Raw genomic sequence first — 16,753 nt, 5'->3', positions numbered from 1 at the left:
TAATAGTTTTATTTCAAACCTTAAAAAAATTTTAACACACTTTCATAGCAACTCTGTTTAAAAACAGGGGCTAATATTATGAATATGATAATTTATTTTGATTTTTTAAAAATCTAATAAATTGAAATTATTAAATTTAAACACTTCTTTTCATAAGCATATTGCCAAATTCTTGTAGATTTTTTTTATACTCATCTTTAATTGCTATTTCTTCTAAAACATCAAAAGCACTATTTGTATAGTTCTCGATTTCTTTTTGAGTAGCGTTAGCCGCACCACTTTGTACAAAAATGCTTTTTACTGTTTCTATCTTTTCAGTATTATCTGAAGGTGTTACAGAAAACAAATATTCTAATTGTTGCGCCTCTTCCTTGGTAGATGCTTCTAATGACTTAAGATATAAAAAGGTTTTTTTGTTTTCTATAATATCACCTCCTACCTGTTTTCCAAATGTTTTTGGATCCCCAAATGCGTCTAAATAATCGTCTTGAAGCTGAAAAGCAATACCTAACAATCTCCCAAATTGATAAATAGCATCTTTAGATTCTTTGCTTGCTCCGGCAACAATAGCTCCCATTTGTAACGAAGCCCCTACTAGAACTGCCGTTTTATACTCAATCATTTTTAAATAATCTGGAATACTTACATCGTCTCTAGATTCAAAATCGATATCGTATTGTTGCCCTTCGCAAACTTCAGTTGCTGTTTTAGAAAACAACTGTGCTAATTCTTTAAAAGTGGAGCCTTCATAATTTTCAAAAAGCTGATATGCATTTATAAGCATTGCATCTCCAGACAAAATACCAGTATTTAACCCCCATTTTTCGTGTACTGTTTTTTTCCCTCTACGTAATGGCGCATCGTCCATAATATCGTCGTGTACTAACGAAAAATTATGAAATATTTCTATAGCCAAAGCCGCATCTAATGCTCTTTTATAATCGGCATTAAACACCTCAGTACCAATTAATACTAAAATCGGGCGTAAACGTTTACCTCCCAAATTAAGTATATAAGCCATTGGCTCGTATAAATTTCTAGGCTCTTTAACTTTGACTTTACTTTCTAAATAATTTAGAAAAGCATCTCTATACTCTGATATAGCAAGCATTTCGGTATTTTTTCGCTAAAATACCGAAATTGAATAGGATTTTATATTCATACAACATATTAAATATCTTAAAAACTTAAGAAACTTTATTTGTCTTAAAAGTTTCCAAAGATTACATTTGTTGAAATTTTTGAAATTTGAAAGAATCCATATTAAATATAGCTACAGAAATGTTTCTAGAATACGGCTTTAAGAGCGTCACCATGGACGACATTGCCGAAAAAATGGGCATCTCTAAAAAGACTATTTATGCCAATTATGCAACTAAAACAAAATTAGTACACGATGTTGCATTCAACATCATAAGAATCATTCAAATAAATATTGCTGAAATAAAGAAAAAAAACATTAATGCTATAGAAGAACTTTTTGAGGTAAAGAAACAGGTAAATATCTTTTTAAAAGATGAAAAATCATCTCCTCAGTTTCAACTTCAAAAATATTATACAGAAATATTTGAAAGCTTAGAAGCCATAAAATATGAAACTATAGAGTCTAGTATTAAAGAAAATGTTACTAAAGGAATAGAAGAAGGACTTTTTAGAGAAGATATTGATAAGAATTTTATATGTAAAATATATCACTCAGGACTTAATGCTGTGAGAGATGCTTCTATTTTTTCCAAAGATAATTACAAAAAGTCTGATTTATTTCAGCTTTTCATAGATTATCACATAAGAGCAATAGCTACAAAAAAAGGACTAAAAATTCTAAAAGACCAATTCAATAAGAATGAAACAACCACTACATAAAATTATATTTACACTAACAGTACTAGGCTGCTGTGCACTAAATGCACAAAACCAACCTAACACCCAAAAATCATATTCTTTTACTTTAGAAGAAGCCATTCGATATGGATTAGAGCATAATGTAGAAGCTGCAAAAGCACAAAAGGATGTTGAGATTAGATTACAACAAAAATGGGAAATTATAGCACAAGGATTGCCACAACTAAGTGGTAAAATAGATTATCAAAATTATATAAAACAGCCTGTAAATTTATTACCCGCAGAACTTAGCGGTGGCGAGCCAGGTACTTTTACTCCAGTTACTTTTGGTACTAAACAAAATTTAAATGGAACTGCTACCTGGAATCAAATTATTTTTGACGGATCGTACATTGTAGGAATTCAATCCGTAAAAACACTGCTTCAAGTAACCGAAAATGCTAAAACAAAAACCGACTTAGAAGTAAAAAAAGGAATTATAAATGCTTACGGAAATGTACTCCTAGCTGAAGAAAATGTTGCTATACTTTCTAAAAACGTAAAAAGCATCCAAAAAACTTATAATGAAACCAAAGCCACTTTCGATAATGGTTTAGCTGAAGAAGAAGATGTAGAACAACTTGAGATTACCCTTCTCACACTTCAAAACAATCTAAATCGTAGTAAACGAATGCAAGACATAGCTTACGATATGCTAAATATTACTTTGGGCTTACCTATTGAGACTGATTTAATACTAACAGAAAAACTTGAAGCTTTAACCTTACAATATTTTGATCTTGGAATACTAGAAAAAAACATCCCCATAGAAGAGAATATCGATTATAGAATATCAAAAAACAGTGCGGAATCTGCCAAAATTGAAGTAAAATTAGAGAAAGCCAAAGCTCTTCCTTCTCTTACAGGTTTTTGGAATTATGGTTTTCAGGGAAACAGTCAGGATTTTACATTTCTAAATAGTAATCAGAAATATTTCCAACAATCTGTGTTGGGTATAAGCTTAAATGTACCGGTTTTTAGCAGCAGTATGCGATCCGCTAGAACACAGCAAAAAAAAATTGCTTTAAAACAAGCTATTCTCGATTTAGAATACACACGTAATGAGGTAAAACAACAAATCAATTCCGCTAAAAACGAATATGAATATAGTTTAGAAAACTATCAAGTTCAAAAGAAAAATTTAGCGTTAGCCGAACGAATTGAAAATAAGAATAAAATAAAATTTAAAGAAGGCGTAGCCAGTAGTTTCGAATTAAACGAAGCACAACAACAGTTATATTCTGCCCAACAACAATACTTAGAATCTATGTTTACTGTAATTACAGCAAAAGTAGAGCTAGAAAATCTATTAGACACCAGCAAGTATGAAAACAAACAATAACTCCCCTCTGTTCATGAAAAAACTATTTGCCATATTTAGCTTTTCAATTCTTATAATTTCCTGTGGAAAAGAAAATGAAAAATCTATAGATGATCTTATTGAAGATGGAAACCTACCTGAGATAAGAGCTCGTAAATCTAAACTTAGTAAAGAGCAAAGTACATTAACCGCTAATATTACAAAGCTAGATGAGGCTATTAACGAATTAGATAAAAACAAAAATCTAAATTTAGTTACTATTCAAAAACTATCCGATACTATATTTAACCATTATGCAGAAGTTCAAGGCGATGTAGCTACTAACGAAAATATTATTATCTATCCTGAATATTCCGGATTATTAAAAAAAGTATACATTAAAGAAGGTGATAAAGTAAAAAAAGGACAACTTTTAGCCAAAATTGATGATGGCGGACTTGCTAGCCAAGTAGCCCAAAGCCAAGCTCAAGCTACTCTTGCTAAAACAACTTATGAACGGCAAAAAAGATTATGGGATCAGAATATTGGATCTGAAATTCAGTATCTACAAGTAAAAACAAATTTTGAAGCTACTCAAAAAGCAGCCGAGCAATTACAATCGCAATTAAGCAAAACAACAATAACAGCACCTTTTAGTGGTGTTATAGATGAAGTTATAAGCAATCAAGGCGAAGTAGTTAGCCCAGGGCAAAGTCAGCTATTTAGACTTATCAACTTAAGCAATATGTATGTCGAGGCCGCTGTTCCTGAGAATTATCTTACTAAAATTAAAAATGGAACTTCTGTTTTTATTAGCATAAATTCTATCAATAAAAAATATGAAGGAAAAGTAACGGATGTTGGCAGTAACATCAATCCGAATAATCGAACTTTTAGAGTTCGAATTTCAATTCCAAATCCAGAAAAGCTAATTCGGCCTAACCAAATAGCTACAATATTATTAAACGACTACACTGCTGAAAATGCTGTGGTTATTCCAGAAAACACCATCCAAACAAATGCTTTAGGAGAAAGCTTAGTTTACACGTTAAATAAAAAAACAGACAGTACTGGTATTGCTCAAAAAAATGTGATAGAAACTGGGTATAGTTATAATGACAATATCGAAGTAAAAAAAGGGCTTCAAAAAGATGCATTATTAATTATTGAGGGTAGCAAAAGCCTAAGAGATGGCCAAGAAGTAAAACTAGCAAATAATAGCAAATGAACAATTTAGACAAAGAATTTAAAATTTCTTCTTGGGCTATCGACAATAAAATGACGGTATACGTTATTATCGGAATTATTATGATTGCGGGTCTACTCTCCTACTACGGGATGCCTCGGGAAGCTTTTCCTGAAATTGTAGAAACTAAAATTTATGTAAGCTCTGTTAACCCTGGTAACTCAGCAGAAGATGTTGAAAAATTTATAACAGAACCGCTAGAAGAAGAATTTAACGATATTGGTAGCGTAAAAGAAATAACCTCAACTACACTCCAAGATTATTCTATTGTTATTGTAGAATTCGAAGAAGATGTTAGTGTAGATGTCGCTAAAAATAAAGTTAAAGATAAAGTAGATTTAGTAAAGGCAGAAACTACTTGGCCTACCTTAGATAACGGCGCTAAAGTAGAACCAAATGTTTTCGATTTAAACTTATCTGAAGAACAACCTATTCTAAACATTAACCTTACCGGAGATTATCAAGTTCAGCAATTAAAAGATTATGCTGAATATCTTCAGGATAGAATAGAATTATTACCTCAGATTAAAGAAGCAAAAATTCGGGGTGCTGAAGAAATGGAAGTTGAAATTGCGGTAGATATTTATAAAATGTCGGCCTCTAAAGTAAGTTTCGATAATATTATAAATGCAGTTAGCTTAGAGAATAAAACTATCTCTGCGGGAAATATAAAAACAGACGGACTTCAAAAAAACATCCGCATAATAGGAGAAATAAACGATCCAGATGAATTAAAAAATGTTATTGTTAAACGTCAAGACGGAATTATTTTTCTAAAAGATATCGCAGAAATAAATTTTAGAGAAAAAGATGCCACCACTTTTGCTAGAGAATATAAGCAACCCGTTGTAATGCTAGATATTAAAAAGCGAAGTGGTAGAAATATGATTGAAGCTGTTGAAGAAATTAAAAAAATAATCGAAACAGAACAAGCAGATTATTTACCTCAAAACTTACATATTTCGTATTCCAACGACCAGTCTACAAAAACTAAAACCCAAGTAGATGATTTGGTAAATAACATTATTTTTGGCGTTATATTGGTGGTTCTAGTCCTTATGTTTTTTCTTGGTTTTAGAAATGCATTATTTGTAGGGCTCGCCATCCCTCTTTCTATGTTCCTTTCGTTAACCATTTTATCCTATTTCGGGTTTACCCTAAATACTATGGTACTTTTTGCATTAGTTATGGGCTTAGGAATGCTGGTAGATAATGGAATTGTAGTTGTAGAAAACGTGTATACTCTAATGGATCAGGGAATGTCTCGTACAGATGCTGCCAAACAAGGTGTCGGAGAAATTGCTTGGCCTATTATTGCCTCTACAGCCACTACTCTAGCCGCATTTTTTCCTTTGGGCTTATGGCCGGGAACCATTGGTAAATTCATGGTTATATTCCCTATTACACTTTCAGTAGTATTAGGTTCTTCGCTATTTGTTGCTCTTATTATAAATTCGATGTTAACCTCAGAATTTATGAAAACCGAAGAAGGTGAAATTTCAAAAAAACGCCTTATTGTAATCAGCCTTTTACTAGGAGCCGTTGGTATTTTATTTCTTTTAGCCGGCTTTATGTTTAATATAGCTGCATTACGCGGATTCGGAAATATATTTATTTTAGTTGTGCTATTATTATGGTTATACAAATATGTACTATCAAAAGCAGCGAACTATTTTCAGTATACCATTTTACAAAAATTAGAAAGTAGTTATGAAGCTACACTTAGGTTTGCTTTAAGCGGAAAGCGAGCCTATATATTTTTCTTCGGTACAGTCGCTATGCTAATTTTATCATTTTTATTAGTCGGAATTGTAAAACCAGAAGTTTTATTTTTCCCGGAGAACGAACCTAAACAGATTATTACATACATTGAATATCCCGAAGGAACTACTATTGAAAAAACCAATCAACTTACCAAGAAAGTTGAAGATCGAATATTTTCAGTAATCGAAAAATATAACGACAATGGATATAATTATATGGTAGAGTCAGCTATTTCTCAAGTTGGAGAAGGTGCAGGAAACCCCTTTAGCGATGGAGGCCAAAAAAATGAAATGCCCCACAAAGGAAAAATTACACTTTCTATGCGCGAATATAATGAGCGAAGGGGTGTAAAAAGTAGTGATGTGATGGAAGAAATCCGACGAGCTGTACAAGGTTTTCCAGGAGTTTCCATTATTGTTGAAAAGGATGCTGCCGGACCTCCTTCAGGATATCCAATAAATATTGAAATAAAAGGAGAAGATTACGAAGCAATGCTAGCACAAGCTGAAGATATGCGCTCTTTTATTCAAGGTTTAAGTATTGAAGGCATCGAAGAATTAAAAATCAATGTAAATAAAGCGAAACCCGAATTACAAGTTCGAGTAGACCGTAAAAAAGCGGGACAATTAGGAGTTTCTACTGTAGCAGTTGGGCAAACAATGCGTCGGGCTATTTATGGGGAGGAAATTTCTACTTATAAAAAAGGTGATAACGATTATGAAGTAAATGTACGTTTCGACAAACAATACAGGTATAATGAAAATGTGTTGTTTAATCAGCCTATTACTTTTAAAAATCAAACAAATGGAAAAATTGTACAGGTTCCAATTTCATCATTAGTAGAAACTAAAACGACCTCAGCTTTTAGTGCTATTAAAAGAAAAGATTTGAAACGGGTGATCACGCTTTATTCAAATGTACTAGGAGATTACAATGCAAATGAAATTGTACAGCAACTTAAAACAGAACTAGTGAATTACGACTTGCCTAAAACTATGAGTTTTGAATTTACTGGTGAGCAAGAAAAGCAAGCTGATAATATGGCTTTTCTATTAAAAGCGCTATTAATTGCTATTGGAGGGATTTTATTAATTTTAGTAGCTCAATTCAATTCCATTTCAAAACCTATTATAATTGTAACTGCGGTAGTACTAAGTTTGGTTGGGGTATTTCTTGGACTAATTATATTCCATATGGATTTTGTGGTTATAATGACTATGATGGGAATTATCTCTTTAGCAGGTATTGTTGTTAATAATGCAATTGTATTAATAGATTATACCCAAATTCTTATAGATAGAATGAAAAATGATTCAGGCTTACCTTCTAATGCATTACTAACAAAACAACAATATTTTGATTGTATAGTTAATGGAGGGAAGTCTAGACTACGTCCGGTATTACTAACAGCAATCACTACAGTATTGGGATTAATCCCACTTGCTATTGGACTAAATATCGACTTCTTCGGACTAATGATAGATTATGATCCACAAATATATATTGGAGGTGATAATGTTATTTTCTGGGGACCTCTCGCCTGGACAGTAATATTTGGATTAGTATTTGCTACTTTTTTAACTTTAGTAGTAGTTCCTGTAATGTTTTACTTAATAAACCGGGGTAAGCTAAAGTTTAAAAATAGAAAAACAGCTTAAAAGCTGAATTTATATATTATTATATAAAAAAATCCCCGACATAAATTTATATCGGGGATTTTTAATTTTTGAACTAAAATCAACATTTATTTTTCGCTACTCACTAAAGTAGGCATATCTTTAATTGTGCTTACAACTACAATTTTGTTAGAATCATAGTTTACTTTTTTCACCAAGCTTCCCTGCCAAAAATACCATGTACCAACTTTTTTACCATTGGCATATGTGGCGTAGGCAATCTTTTTACCGTTTTTGTCGTAAGAAACCCATTCTCCATGGAGCTTTCCGTCCTTGTACGTACCTTCCTGCTTAACATTTCCATCTTCATAATAATATGTACCTTTAATTAATTCATTTTGTTTTTCAAATACAGGTTTTTTATGCCCGTTTTGTGCTCCTACCGCTCCTCCGATCATCATTAAGGCTGCAATAATTGTAATTTTTATAGTTCTCATAACCTTTATATTTAAACTTACAATAACAAATATAGTGAATTATTTACATTAAATCAATATTTACATAACATTAAGTTAACATTGAGATTAAACTTAGAATAATTATAATTATTTAGCAACTAGATAATTAGGACGATAATACAATTCTATTGTATTTTTAATACGGTTTATTTACTCAGAACACATTTACTTATTACTTTTGCCCCACTTAAAAATATTCACCGATTTTACTATGTATAGAAGTCATACTTGCGGCGAGCTTAATGTTTCCGAAATAGGCCAACAGATAACGCTTTCTGGCTGGGTTCAAAAAATTAGAAATAAAGGATTTATGGTTTGGGTAGACCTACGCGATCGCTATGGAATTACTCAGCTTATTTTCGATGAAGAACGATCTTCAAAAGAATTAATGGATAAAGCTGCTACACTAGGGCGAGAATTCGTTATTCAAGTTAAGGGAGAAGTTATAGAAAGAGAATCTAAGAATCCTAATATTCCAACTGGTGAAATTGAAGTTTTAGTTGATGAATTGAGTATTTTGAATACATCATTAACTCCTCCTTTCACTATAGAAAATAAAACAGATGGGGGCGAAGATTTACGAATGAAATATCGCTATTTAGACATTCGTAGAAATCCGGTAAAAGAAAAATTAGTATTCCGCCACAAAGTAGGAATGCAGGTTAGAAATTACTTATCTAACGAAGGTTTTATAGAAGTTGAAACGCCTTACCTTATTAAATCTACTCCAGAAGGTGCTAGAGATTTTGTAGTACCTAGTAGAATGAATGAAGGGCAGTTTTATGCATTACCACAGTCTCCACAAACCTTCAAGCAGTTACTAATGGTTGGTGGAATGGATAAGTACTTCCAAATTGTAAAATGTTTTAGAGATGAAGATTTAAGAGCCGACAGACAACCGGAGTTTACTCAAATTGACTGTGAAATGGCTTTTGTTGAACAAGAAGATATTTTATCAATTTTCGAAGGTTTAACTAGACACCTATTAAAAGAAGTTAACGGAGTTGAAGTTGATAAATTCCCACGAATGACTTATGATGATGCCATGAAAAAATATGGTAACGATAAGCCAGATATTCGTTTCGGAATGGAATTCGGCGAACTTAACGAAGTTACTAAACACAAAGATTTCAAAATCTTTAATGAAGCAGAATTAGTAGTTGGTATTGCAGTACCAGGAGGTGCTAATTATAGCCGTAAAGAAATAGACAAATTAATAGATTGGGTAAAACGTCCTCAAGTTGGTGCTTTAGGAATGGTTTACGCAAAGTATAATGAAGATGGAAGCTTTAAATCTTCAGTAGATAAATTTTACGAGAAAGAAGATTTAGCAAAATGGGCAGAAAAAACCAATGCAAAACCAGGTGATTTAATTTGTGTTCTTTCCGGAGCAACCAATAAAGTCCGAGCACAATTGAGTTCTCTACGTATGGAAATGGCTGAACGTTTAGGTTTACGAAAAGCTAATGATTTTGCACCACTTTGGGTAATCGATTTTCCTTTATTAGAATGGGACGAAGAAACAGAACGTTACCATGCAATGCACCATCCTTTTACTTCTCCAAAAATTGAGGATATTCCATTATTGGAAACAGACCCTGGGAAAGTACGAGCAAATGCTTACGATTTAGTATTAAACGGCAATGAAATTGGAGGTGGTTCTATTAGAATTCACGATAAAGAAACCCAATCTAAAATGTTTAGCCATTTAGGTTTTACAGAAGAAGAAGCAAAAGAGCAGTTCGGGTTTTTAATGAATGCGTTCCAATACGGAGCACCACCTCATGGCGGGCTTGCTTTCGGATTCGATCGTTTAACAGCTATTCTTGGTGGACAAGAAACCATTCGTGACTTTATTGCATTCCCTAAAAACAATGCAGGACGTGACGTAATGATTGATGCTCCATCTAAATTAGATAACGAACAATTAAAAGAACTAAGCTTAAAAGTAGATCTTAATTAATAATAAAAAATCCTGTTTTTCAACAGGATTTTTTTAGCACTAAAATTGGAGGTTTAGCCAATGTCTTTAAAAACAATCCCCGGTTTACATCGATTCTTGCTTTGGAAGACAAAGCATTTATCTCAGCAGCAGTTTATATTAATATTAAGTGTAATAATTGGCTTTACAGCAGGTCTAGGTGCAGTTATTATTAAAAACCTGACTCACTTTATTCAAGATTTATTAGAAGCAAAGGTGATTATTACCTACCATCATGCTTTTTATTTCATCTTTCCGTTAATTGGTTTAGCGCTTACCCTTTTTATTATAAAAAAGGTACTTAAAAAAGATGTTGGGCATGGTATTCCTTCTACTTTATATGCTATTTCTAAGAGAAAGGGAATTATGAGGTCATTCCAAATGTATGGCTCCATACTTACAGCGCCACTTACTGTTGGTTTTGGGGGTTCTGTGGGACTAGAAGGTCCTACAGTTGCTACGGGTGCATCTTTAGGTTCTAATATATCTAGACTTTTTAGAATGAATCAAAGTGCACGTACTTTATTGGTTGGTTGTGCTGCTGCTGGTGCTATGAGTTCTATTTTTAAAGCCCCTATAGCTGCAATAATTTTTGCAATAGAAGTTTTTAGTTTAGATCTAACGCTCGTTAGTATGCTACCATTACTAATGGCATCGGTTTCTGCTATTTTAACTTCTTATTTTTTCTTTGGTTCAGATACGCTTTTACCATTTGAATTAAAAGATAGTTTTCATTTTTCAGAAGTTCCCTTCTATATTATTCTTGGCTGTATCTCAGCATTAGGATCTATCTATTTTACAGTCATTTATTTCAAAATCTATAAAATTTTCGGCAAAATTAATAATCAATTTTATCGGATGTTGATTGGAGGCGGATGCTTAGGAATACTCGTTTTTCTAGTTCCTCCTCTATATGGAGAAGGCTATGGCGTAATCAATAATTTACTAGCTGAAAATTATTTACAAGCTCTAGGGACTAATTTTTTAAATGAATTTTTAGATAACATTTGGGTTGTAATTTTACTGTTAACCGGATTAGTGATCTTTAAAATTATAGCTACTTCCCTAACTTTCGCGGCTGGTGGTGTTGGTGGTATTTTTGCTCCTGTTCTATTTATGGGAAGTGCATTAGGGCATTGTTTTGCATTAATAGTTAATAACACTGGACTATTAAATAAGCCCATTTCTACTAGTAGCTTTACTATGGTAGGAATGGCCGGATTAATGGCAGGTGTTTTACATGCTCCATTAACTGCCATATTTTTAATTGCCGAATTAACGGGTGGTTACGAGTTATTTGTACCTTTAATGATAACCGCTTTAATTTCTTATTTAATTACCAATACGGTACAACCACACTCGGTCTATACTATGGAATTGGCTAAGAAAGGAGAGCTTTTAACACACGACAAAGATCAAACCGTACTAACCTTGTTGAATATAAACCAGATTATTGAAAAAAACTTTGTTCCCCTTCAAATTAATATGAATTTGGGAGATGTTATTCATAAAGGTGTAATAAAATCATCTCGAAATATTTTTCCTGTGATAGATGGAAATAATAACTTTATGGGAATCATTTTATTAGATGATATTCGACCTATCATGTTTAAACAACATCTATATGACGAAATAAAAGTAAGCGATATCATGCAACGCGCACCAGATACTATAGACTTACAAAATGATAGTATGAAAACTATTATGAAAAAATTTCAGCATAGTGCCGCATGGAATTTACCTGTTATAAAAGAAAACAAGTACATTGGTTTTATTTCAAAATCTAAAATGCTTACTGCTTACAGACAAAAACTGATTGAAGTAACCGTATAAATTGATAATATGAAAATTTTCATGAAAATCTTAGGACTCGCAATATTAATTGCTGTAGGTGTTGGTTTTTATTATCGAATAATTCTAGAAAATGAACTAACCGGTAACCGAATAATTGGTGTTGCAGTTTTAACAGCATCATTCGTTTTTATGCCGATTTTTTTAGTAATAAGATGGCGAGGAAAAAACTTAAAAGATTACACCCTTAGTCCGGAAAATATGAAAAAAATGAATGAAAGAGGTATTGATTAATTTAACAAAAAAACTAGCTTTTAATACAATATTTTACATTTTCTTGAACCAACCTCAATAATATTATAGTATGTTTGTACTTTACTAATTATTATTATATTACAATGGAAGGTACAGTTAAATTTTTCAATGAGTCTAAAGGATTCGGATTCATTACTAACGACGACACAGGAAGAGACATTTTCGTTCACGTTACAGCGATCGATGGTGAATCTCTAAACGAAGGAGATAAAGTGGAGTACGTTGAGAAAGAAGGTCGAAAAGGTCTTAATGCAGACCAAGTTCGCGTGATTGAATAACATATAGTTAAAAAACATATAAGTATTCAAATTAAAAGCCGCATTAAGCGGCTTTATTTTTTCTCTAAAATCAAAACTCGATATTATCCAGTTGTTTTTTTACTCCTTCTAACATCCCTTTTGCTAACTCTTCTATTCCATAATTAGGCTTCCATCCCCAATCCTCTCTAGCATTTAAATCATTAATAGAAGACGGCCAAGATTCTGCTATTTGTTGCCGAAAATCGGGTTTATAATCTATTGTAAAATTAGCTAAATGTTTTTGTATACAATTTGCCAATATTTTTGGTGTAAAACTCATTGCAGCTAAGTTATAAGAAGATCTAACTTTAATAGATTCTTTCGGAGCTTCCATAATATCAACAGTAGCTTTAATAGCATCTTCCATATACATCATAGGTAAAGAAGTGTCTTTATCTATAAAAGAAGTATATGTTCCGTTTTGTACTGCTTCATAAAAAATTTCTACAGCATAATCAGTAGTTCCTCCTCCGGGCTTTGTTTTATAGCTTATAATACCTGGATAACGTAAACTTCTTACATCTACAGCAAATTTATCATTATAATAGCTGCACCATCTCTCCCCTGCTTGTTTACTTATTCCATATACTGTACTAGGATCCATAATAGTATCTTGTGGTGTATTTTCTTTAGGTGTAGTTGGCCCGAACACAGCTATACTAGATGGCCAAAATATTTTTTCAATATACCGTTCTTTGGCTAAATTCAGAATAAACAATAAAGACTTCATGTTAAGATCCCAAGCTCGTAATGGATTCTGTTCGGCAGTAGCACTTAACATTGCTGCCATTAGATAAACCTCCTTAATGTTATGATCTACAACTATTTTTTTAACCTGTTCCTCATTCATAACATCAGCAACTTCAAAAGGTCCAGCATTCATAAGTCCTGGAGCTCCGGGTTTTATATCACTAGCTATTACAGCATTAGATCCATGAATTTCACGAAGTTTTTGCGTTAGCTCAGTCCCAATTTGTCCACAGGCACCTATAACGAGAATTTTGTTGACCATTATTTTTAAAATTTTTAGGCAAATATATCTATTTATTAAGAAAACAATAAAATAAAGTACAACAGTCCTTTTATTATTATATATTTTTCAAGGAATACTTTTTACAACTCAGCTATTTTTAAAAACTTATATTTGTAATTCTATTTTTATAAATTACAAACATGCGGTACTTTTTTTTAGTTTTAATAAGTTGTTCTCTATGTTTTTCTTGTAAAAAAGAACAACAAAAAGCACCCAAAAAAGATATTCGAGAAACCAAGGCATACACAGCTAGCTATCAAGCAAAAAAAGCTACTATTGCTTTATCAGATAAAGCTAAGGTACATGCTTTGAAATGGGCTGAATATATAACTGCAAAAAATGAAATCGACAAACTCTCAAAAACCTCAGTGAATTCGGTTATTGAAAATGCAGAAAGTATTGCTCAAATAATGGAAGCATTAGCGGTTTCCGTACCTGATTCTTTACAAACCAAATCAGTTATAGCAAGGCTAACTGTTTTAAATACAAAAGCTCAAGTTTTAGAACAAAAAGCAAATAATGAAATACCAAATGCGGAACAAATTAAAAAAGTGAGCATAGAATTACCTGAAGAATTCAACAATTTGAATATCCAGATTAATGAAATATTTTTGCAAACTATAAAAGATTTTGAAGAAAAACTAGACAAACTACACGAAGAAAGATTACAAGAATTAAGAGAAAAAGATAGTCTAGATGATGCAAAACCAGTTAAATAAACAAGCGCTATACATTATTAAATCATATTTCTAGAATATGTATTTATAATCGAAAATTATTAAAATAAGATAATTATTTTAGAATTGAAAATCCTAAATTTCAATATCATTATTTCAAATTAAGCATTTCGATGTGTAACTTTTTTAAATAAATGCGTCTCTTTTAGTACATTCGCATTACTTAATTTAATTTCTATACATGAGAAATATAACAAAAACGCTATGTTTATCTGCTCTTTCAGCATCTTTGCTGGTAGGCTGTAAGCAAGAAGAGAAAACCAATAAACAAGAAGAAGTTCACGGTATACATTTGGCATATATGGACACAACTACATCGCCAAAACAAGATTTCTTCCGATATGTAAACGGAAAATGGTTAGATTCTACTGAAATTCCGAGTGATCGTACTACGTGGGGTAGCTTTATGGAACTTAGAGAACGTACCGAAAATGATGCCTTAGCTTTATTAGAAAGTGCATCTAAAAACGATACACTTCCAGAAGGATCTGATCAGTTTAAAGCTGTAACTCTTTACAAATCTATTATAGACACAGCATCTAGAAACAAACTAGGCATTAAGCCTTTGCTTCCGTATCTTGAAAAAGTAGACAAAATTGAAAATAAAGAAGATCTACAAAAATATCTTACTGAAATGGAAGCCTATAGAGGTGCAGGGTTCTTCTCATTTGGTGTAAGTGCAGATGCTAAAGATAGTAATAAAAATGTAGGTTACGTTTCTCCGGGAAGTTTAGGTTTACCTGATCGTGATTATTATGTTGCTGAAGATTCTGACTCTAAGGAGAAAAGAGAAAAATATAAAGAGCACATCACTAGAATGATGCAATTTTTAGACTATTCTAAAGAAGAATCTGAAAAAATAGCCAAAAAAGTATTAGCATTCGAAACTAGTCTAGCTGAACCAAGATTAGATAAAGTAGAAAGAAGAGATGCTAGAAACACCTATAATCCAAAAACATTAGCAGAGTTACAAAAACTAACTCCAGCTATTAATTGGACTAGATATTTTGAAGAAATAGGAGTTGGTAAACTTGATACAGTTATTGTTAGCCAACCTAAATATATGAAAGCAATGCAAAAAGTTATTGCTAAAAACAATGTAGAAGACTGGAAAGACTATTTAAAATGGACGCTTCTTGATCATGCAGCAGGAATTCTCTCTACTGATATTGAAAAAGCTAACTGGGATTTTTACAGCAAAACATTGCGTGGAGCTAAAAAACAACGTCCCCGTAACAAAAGGGCTTTAGCAACCATAAACGGAACTGTAGGTGAAGCCTTAGGTAAGTTATATGTAGAAAAAAACTTCCCTCCTGAAGCTAAAGAAAAAGCTCAGGAAATGATTGGAAACCTTATTAAAGCTTATGAAAAACGTATCAATAACTTAAGTTGGATGAGTGAAGATACTAAGAAAAAAGCCATTCATAAACTGGAAACCATCACCATAAAAGTAGGGTATCCTGACGAGTGGAAAGATTACAGCTCATTAGATATTGAAAGTCCAGAAAATGGATCATATTTTCAAAATATGATGAATGTACGCAAATGGAATACTGCTGAAAACTTAGACAAATTAGACGAGCCAGTAGATAAAACAGAATGGTACATGCCTCCACAAACTGTTAATGCATATTATAACCCTAGTTATAATGAAATTGTATTCCCGGCAGCCATTTTACAACCTCCATTTTACGATTATAAAGCCGATGCTGCTGTTAATTATGGTGGAATTGGTGCTGTTATCGGTCATGAAATCTCTCACGGTTTTGATGATAGTGGTGCTCGTTTTGATGCTAAAGGAAATCTTAACAATTGGTGGACAGATGAGGATTTAAAACAATTTGAAAAACTTGGAAAAAGTCTTGCTGATCAGTTTAGTGCTATAGAAGTACTAGATAGCACCTATATTAATGGAGAATTCACTTTAGGTGAAAATATTGGAGATCTTGGTGGTGTAAATGCTGCTTACGATGCTTTACAAATTCACTTAAAAGAGCACGGAAATCCTGGAAAAATAGATGGGTTTACTCCAGAACAACGTTTCTTCCTTTCTTGGGCTACAGTATGGAGAACAAAAATGAGAGACGAAGCTCTAAAGAATAAAATCAAAACGGACCCGCATTCTCCAGGTATGTATAGAGCTTATGTTCCACTTCAGAATGTTGATGCTTTTTATAACGCTTTCAATATAAAAGAAGGAGATAGCATGTATGTAGCTCCTGAAGATCGTGTAAAAATCTGGTAATCGAAATTGTATCGATATTCCATAAAA

13 protein-coding genes are annotated in these 16,753 nt (G+C 32.4%); 10 read left to right on the top strand and 3 right to left on the bottom strand.

All coding sequences use genetic code 11. The features are described from left to right. Positions 1–136 precede the first annotated feature (136 nt). The gene (locus tag ACN0WI_RS01290) at positions 137–1,111 is read right to left on the bottom strand and encodes a polyprenyl synthetase family protein (protein WP_417884797.1); all 975 of its coding nucleotides are present in this window, start codon (positions 1,109–1,111) and stop codon (positions 137–139) included. Positions 1,112–1,248: 137 nt separating this feature from the next. Between ACN0WI_RS01290 and ACN0WI_RS01285 the strand changes: the two genes are divergently transcribed. From ACN0WI_RS01285 to ACN0WI_RS01270, 4 genes are read left to right on the top strand one after another with little or no spacing between them, the layout of a single operon-like run. Beyond that, entirely contained in the window at positions 1,249–1,863 is a 615-nt protein-coding gene (locus ACN0WI_RS01285; RefSeq protein ID WP_417884796.1) for a TetR/AcrR family transcriptional regulator, read from the top strand. Beyond that, positions 1,844–3,223, top strand: coding sequence for a TolC family protein (locus ACN0WI_RS01280; protein ID WP_417884795.1), 1,380 nt, complete (start codon positions 1,844–1,846; stop codon positions 3,221–3,223). The genes ACN0WI_RS01285 and ACN0WI_RS01280 overlap by 20 nt, the downstream gene beginning before the upstream one ends. 13 nt (positions 3,224–3,236) lie before the next feature. Beyond that, entirely contained in the window at positions 3,237–4,409 is a 1,173-nt protein-coding gene (locus tag ACN0WI_RS01275) for an efflux RND transporter periplasmic adaptor subunit (protein ID WP_417884794.1), read from the top strand. Beyond that, complete coding sequence (locus tag ACN0WI_RS01270) at positions 4,406–7,849, top strand: efflux RND transporter permease subunit (protein WP_417884793.1); 3,444 nt, start codon at positions 4,406–4,408, stop codon at positions 7,847–7,849. The genes ACN0WI_RS01275 and ACN0WI_RS01270 overlap by 4 nt, the downstream gene beginning before the upstream one ends. A gap of 86 nt (positions 7,850–7,935) precedes the next feature. On the opposite strand, the gene ACN0WI_RS01265 is transcribed toward ACN0WI_RS01270, so the two are convergent. Next, positions 7,936–8,304 (bottom strand): toxin-antitoxin system YwqK family antitoxin, encoded by a 369-nt coding sequence (locus tag ACN0WI_RS01265; protein ID WP_417884792.1) that lies wholly within the window; start codon positions 8,302–8,304, stop codon positions 7,936–7,938. Between the two features lie 232 nt (positions 8,305–8,536). Between ACN0WI_RS01265 and aspS the strand changes: the two genes are divergently transcribed. The 4 genes from aspS (at position 8,537) to ACN0WI_RS01245 (ending at position 12,690) form a co-directional block, all read left to right on the top strand. After that, positions 8,537–10,288, top strand: coding sequence for an aspartate--tRNA ligase (aspS, locus tag ACN0WI_RS01260; RefSeq protein WP_417884791.1), 1,752 nt, complete (start codon positions 8,537–8,539; stop codon positions 10,286–10,288). Positions 10,289–10,348: 60 nt separating this feature from the next. Beyond that, on the top strand, positions 10,349–12,139 hold the full coding sequence (locus tag ACN0WI_RS01255) for a chloride channel protein (protein WP_417884790.1): 1,791 nt from the start codon (positions 10,349–10,351) through the stop codon (positions 12,137–12,139). A 9-nt stretch (positions 12,140–12,148) separates the two neighbouring features. Next, on the top strand, positions 12,149–12,391 hold the full coding sequence (locus ACN0WI_RS01250; RefSeq protein WP_417884789.1) for a hypothetical protein: 243 nt from the start codon (positions 12,149–12,151) through the stop codon (positions 12,389–12,391). A 104-nt stretch (positions 12,392–12,495) separates the two neighbouring features. Beyond that, positions 12,496–12,690, top strand: coding sequence for a cold-shock protein (locus tag ACN0WI_RS01245; protein WP_417884788.1), 195 nt, complete (start codon positions 12,496–12,498; stop codon positions 12,688–12,690). Between the two features lie 70 nt (positions 12,691–12,760). On the opposite strand, the gene ACN0WI_RS01240 is transcribed toward ACN0WI_RS01245, so the two are convergent. Further along, complete coding sequence (locus tag ACN0WI_RS01240; protein WP_417884787.1) at positions 12,761–13,723, bottom strand: NAD-dependent epimerase/dehydratase family protein; 963 nt, start codon at positions 13,721–13,723, stop codon at positions 12,761–12,763. 161 nt (positions 13,724–13,884) lie between these two features. Here ACN0WI_RS01240 and ACN0WI_RS01235 point away from each other — a divergent pair, with 161 nt between their 5' ends. Together ACN0WI_RS01235 and ACN0WI_RS01230 are read left to right on the top strand one after the other, a co-directional pair. After that, entirely contained in the window at positions 13,885–14,463 is a 579-nt protein-coding gene (locus ACN0WI_RS01235) for a hypothetical protein (protein ID WP_417884786.1), read from the top strand. 199 nt (positions 14,464–14,662) lie between these two features. Next, positions 14,663–16,726 (top strand): M13 family metallopeptidase, encoded by a 2,064-nt coding sequence (locus ACN0WI_RS01230; RefSeq protein ID WP_417884785.1) that lies wholly within the window; start codon positions 14,663–14,665, stop codon positions 16,724–16,726. The last annotated feature ends 27 nt before the right edge of the window (positions 16,727–16,753 follow it).

The sequence above is a fragment of the Zunongwangia sp. genome (genome assembly GCF_048269745.1).
Taxonomy (GTDB): Bacteria; Bacteroidota; Bacteroidia; order Flavobacteriales; family Flavobacteriaceae; genus Zunongwangia.
This window is presented reverse-complemented; position numbering and strand designations above follow the sequence as displayed.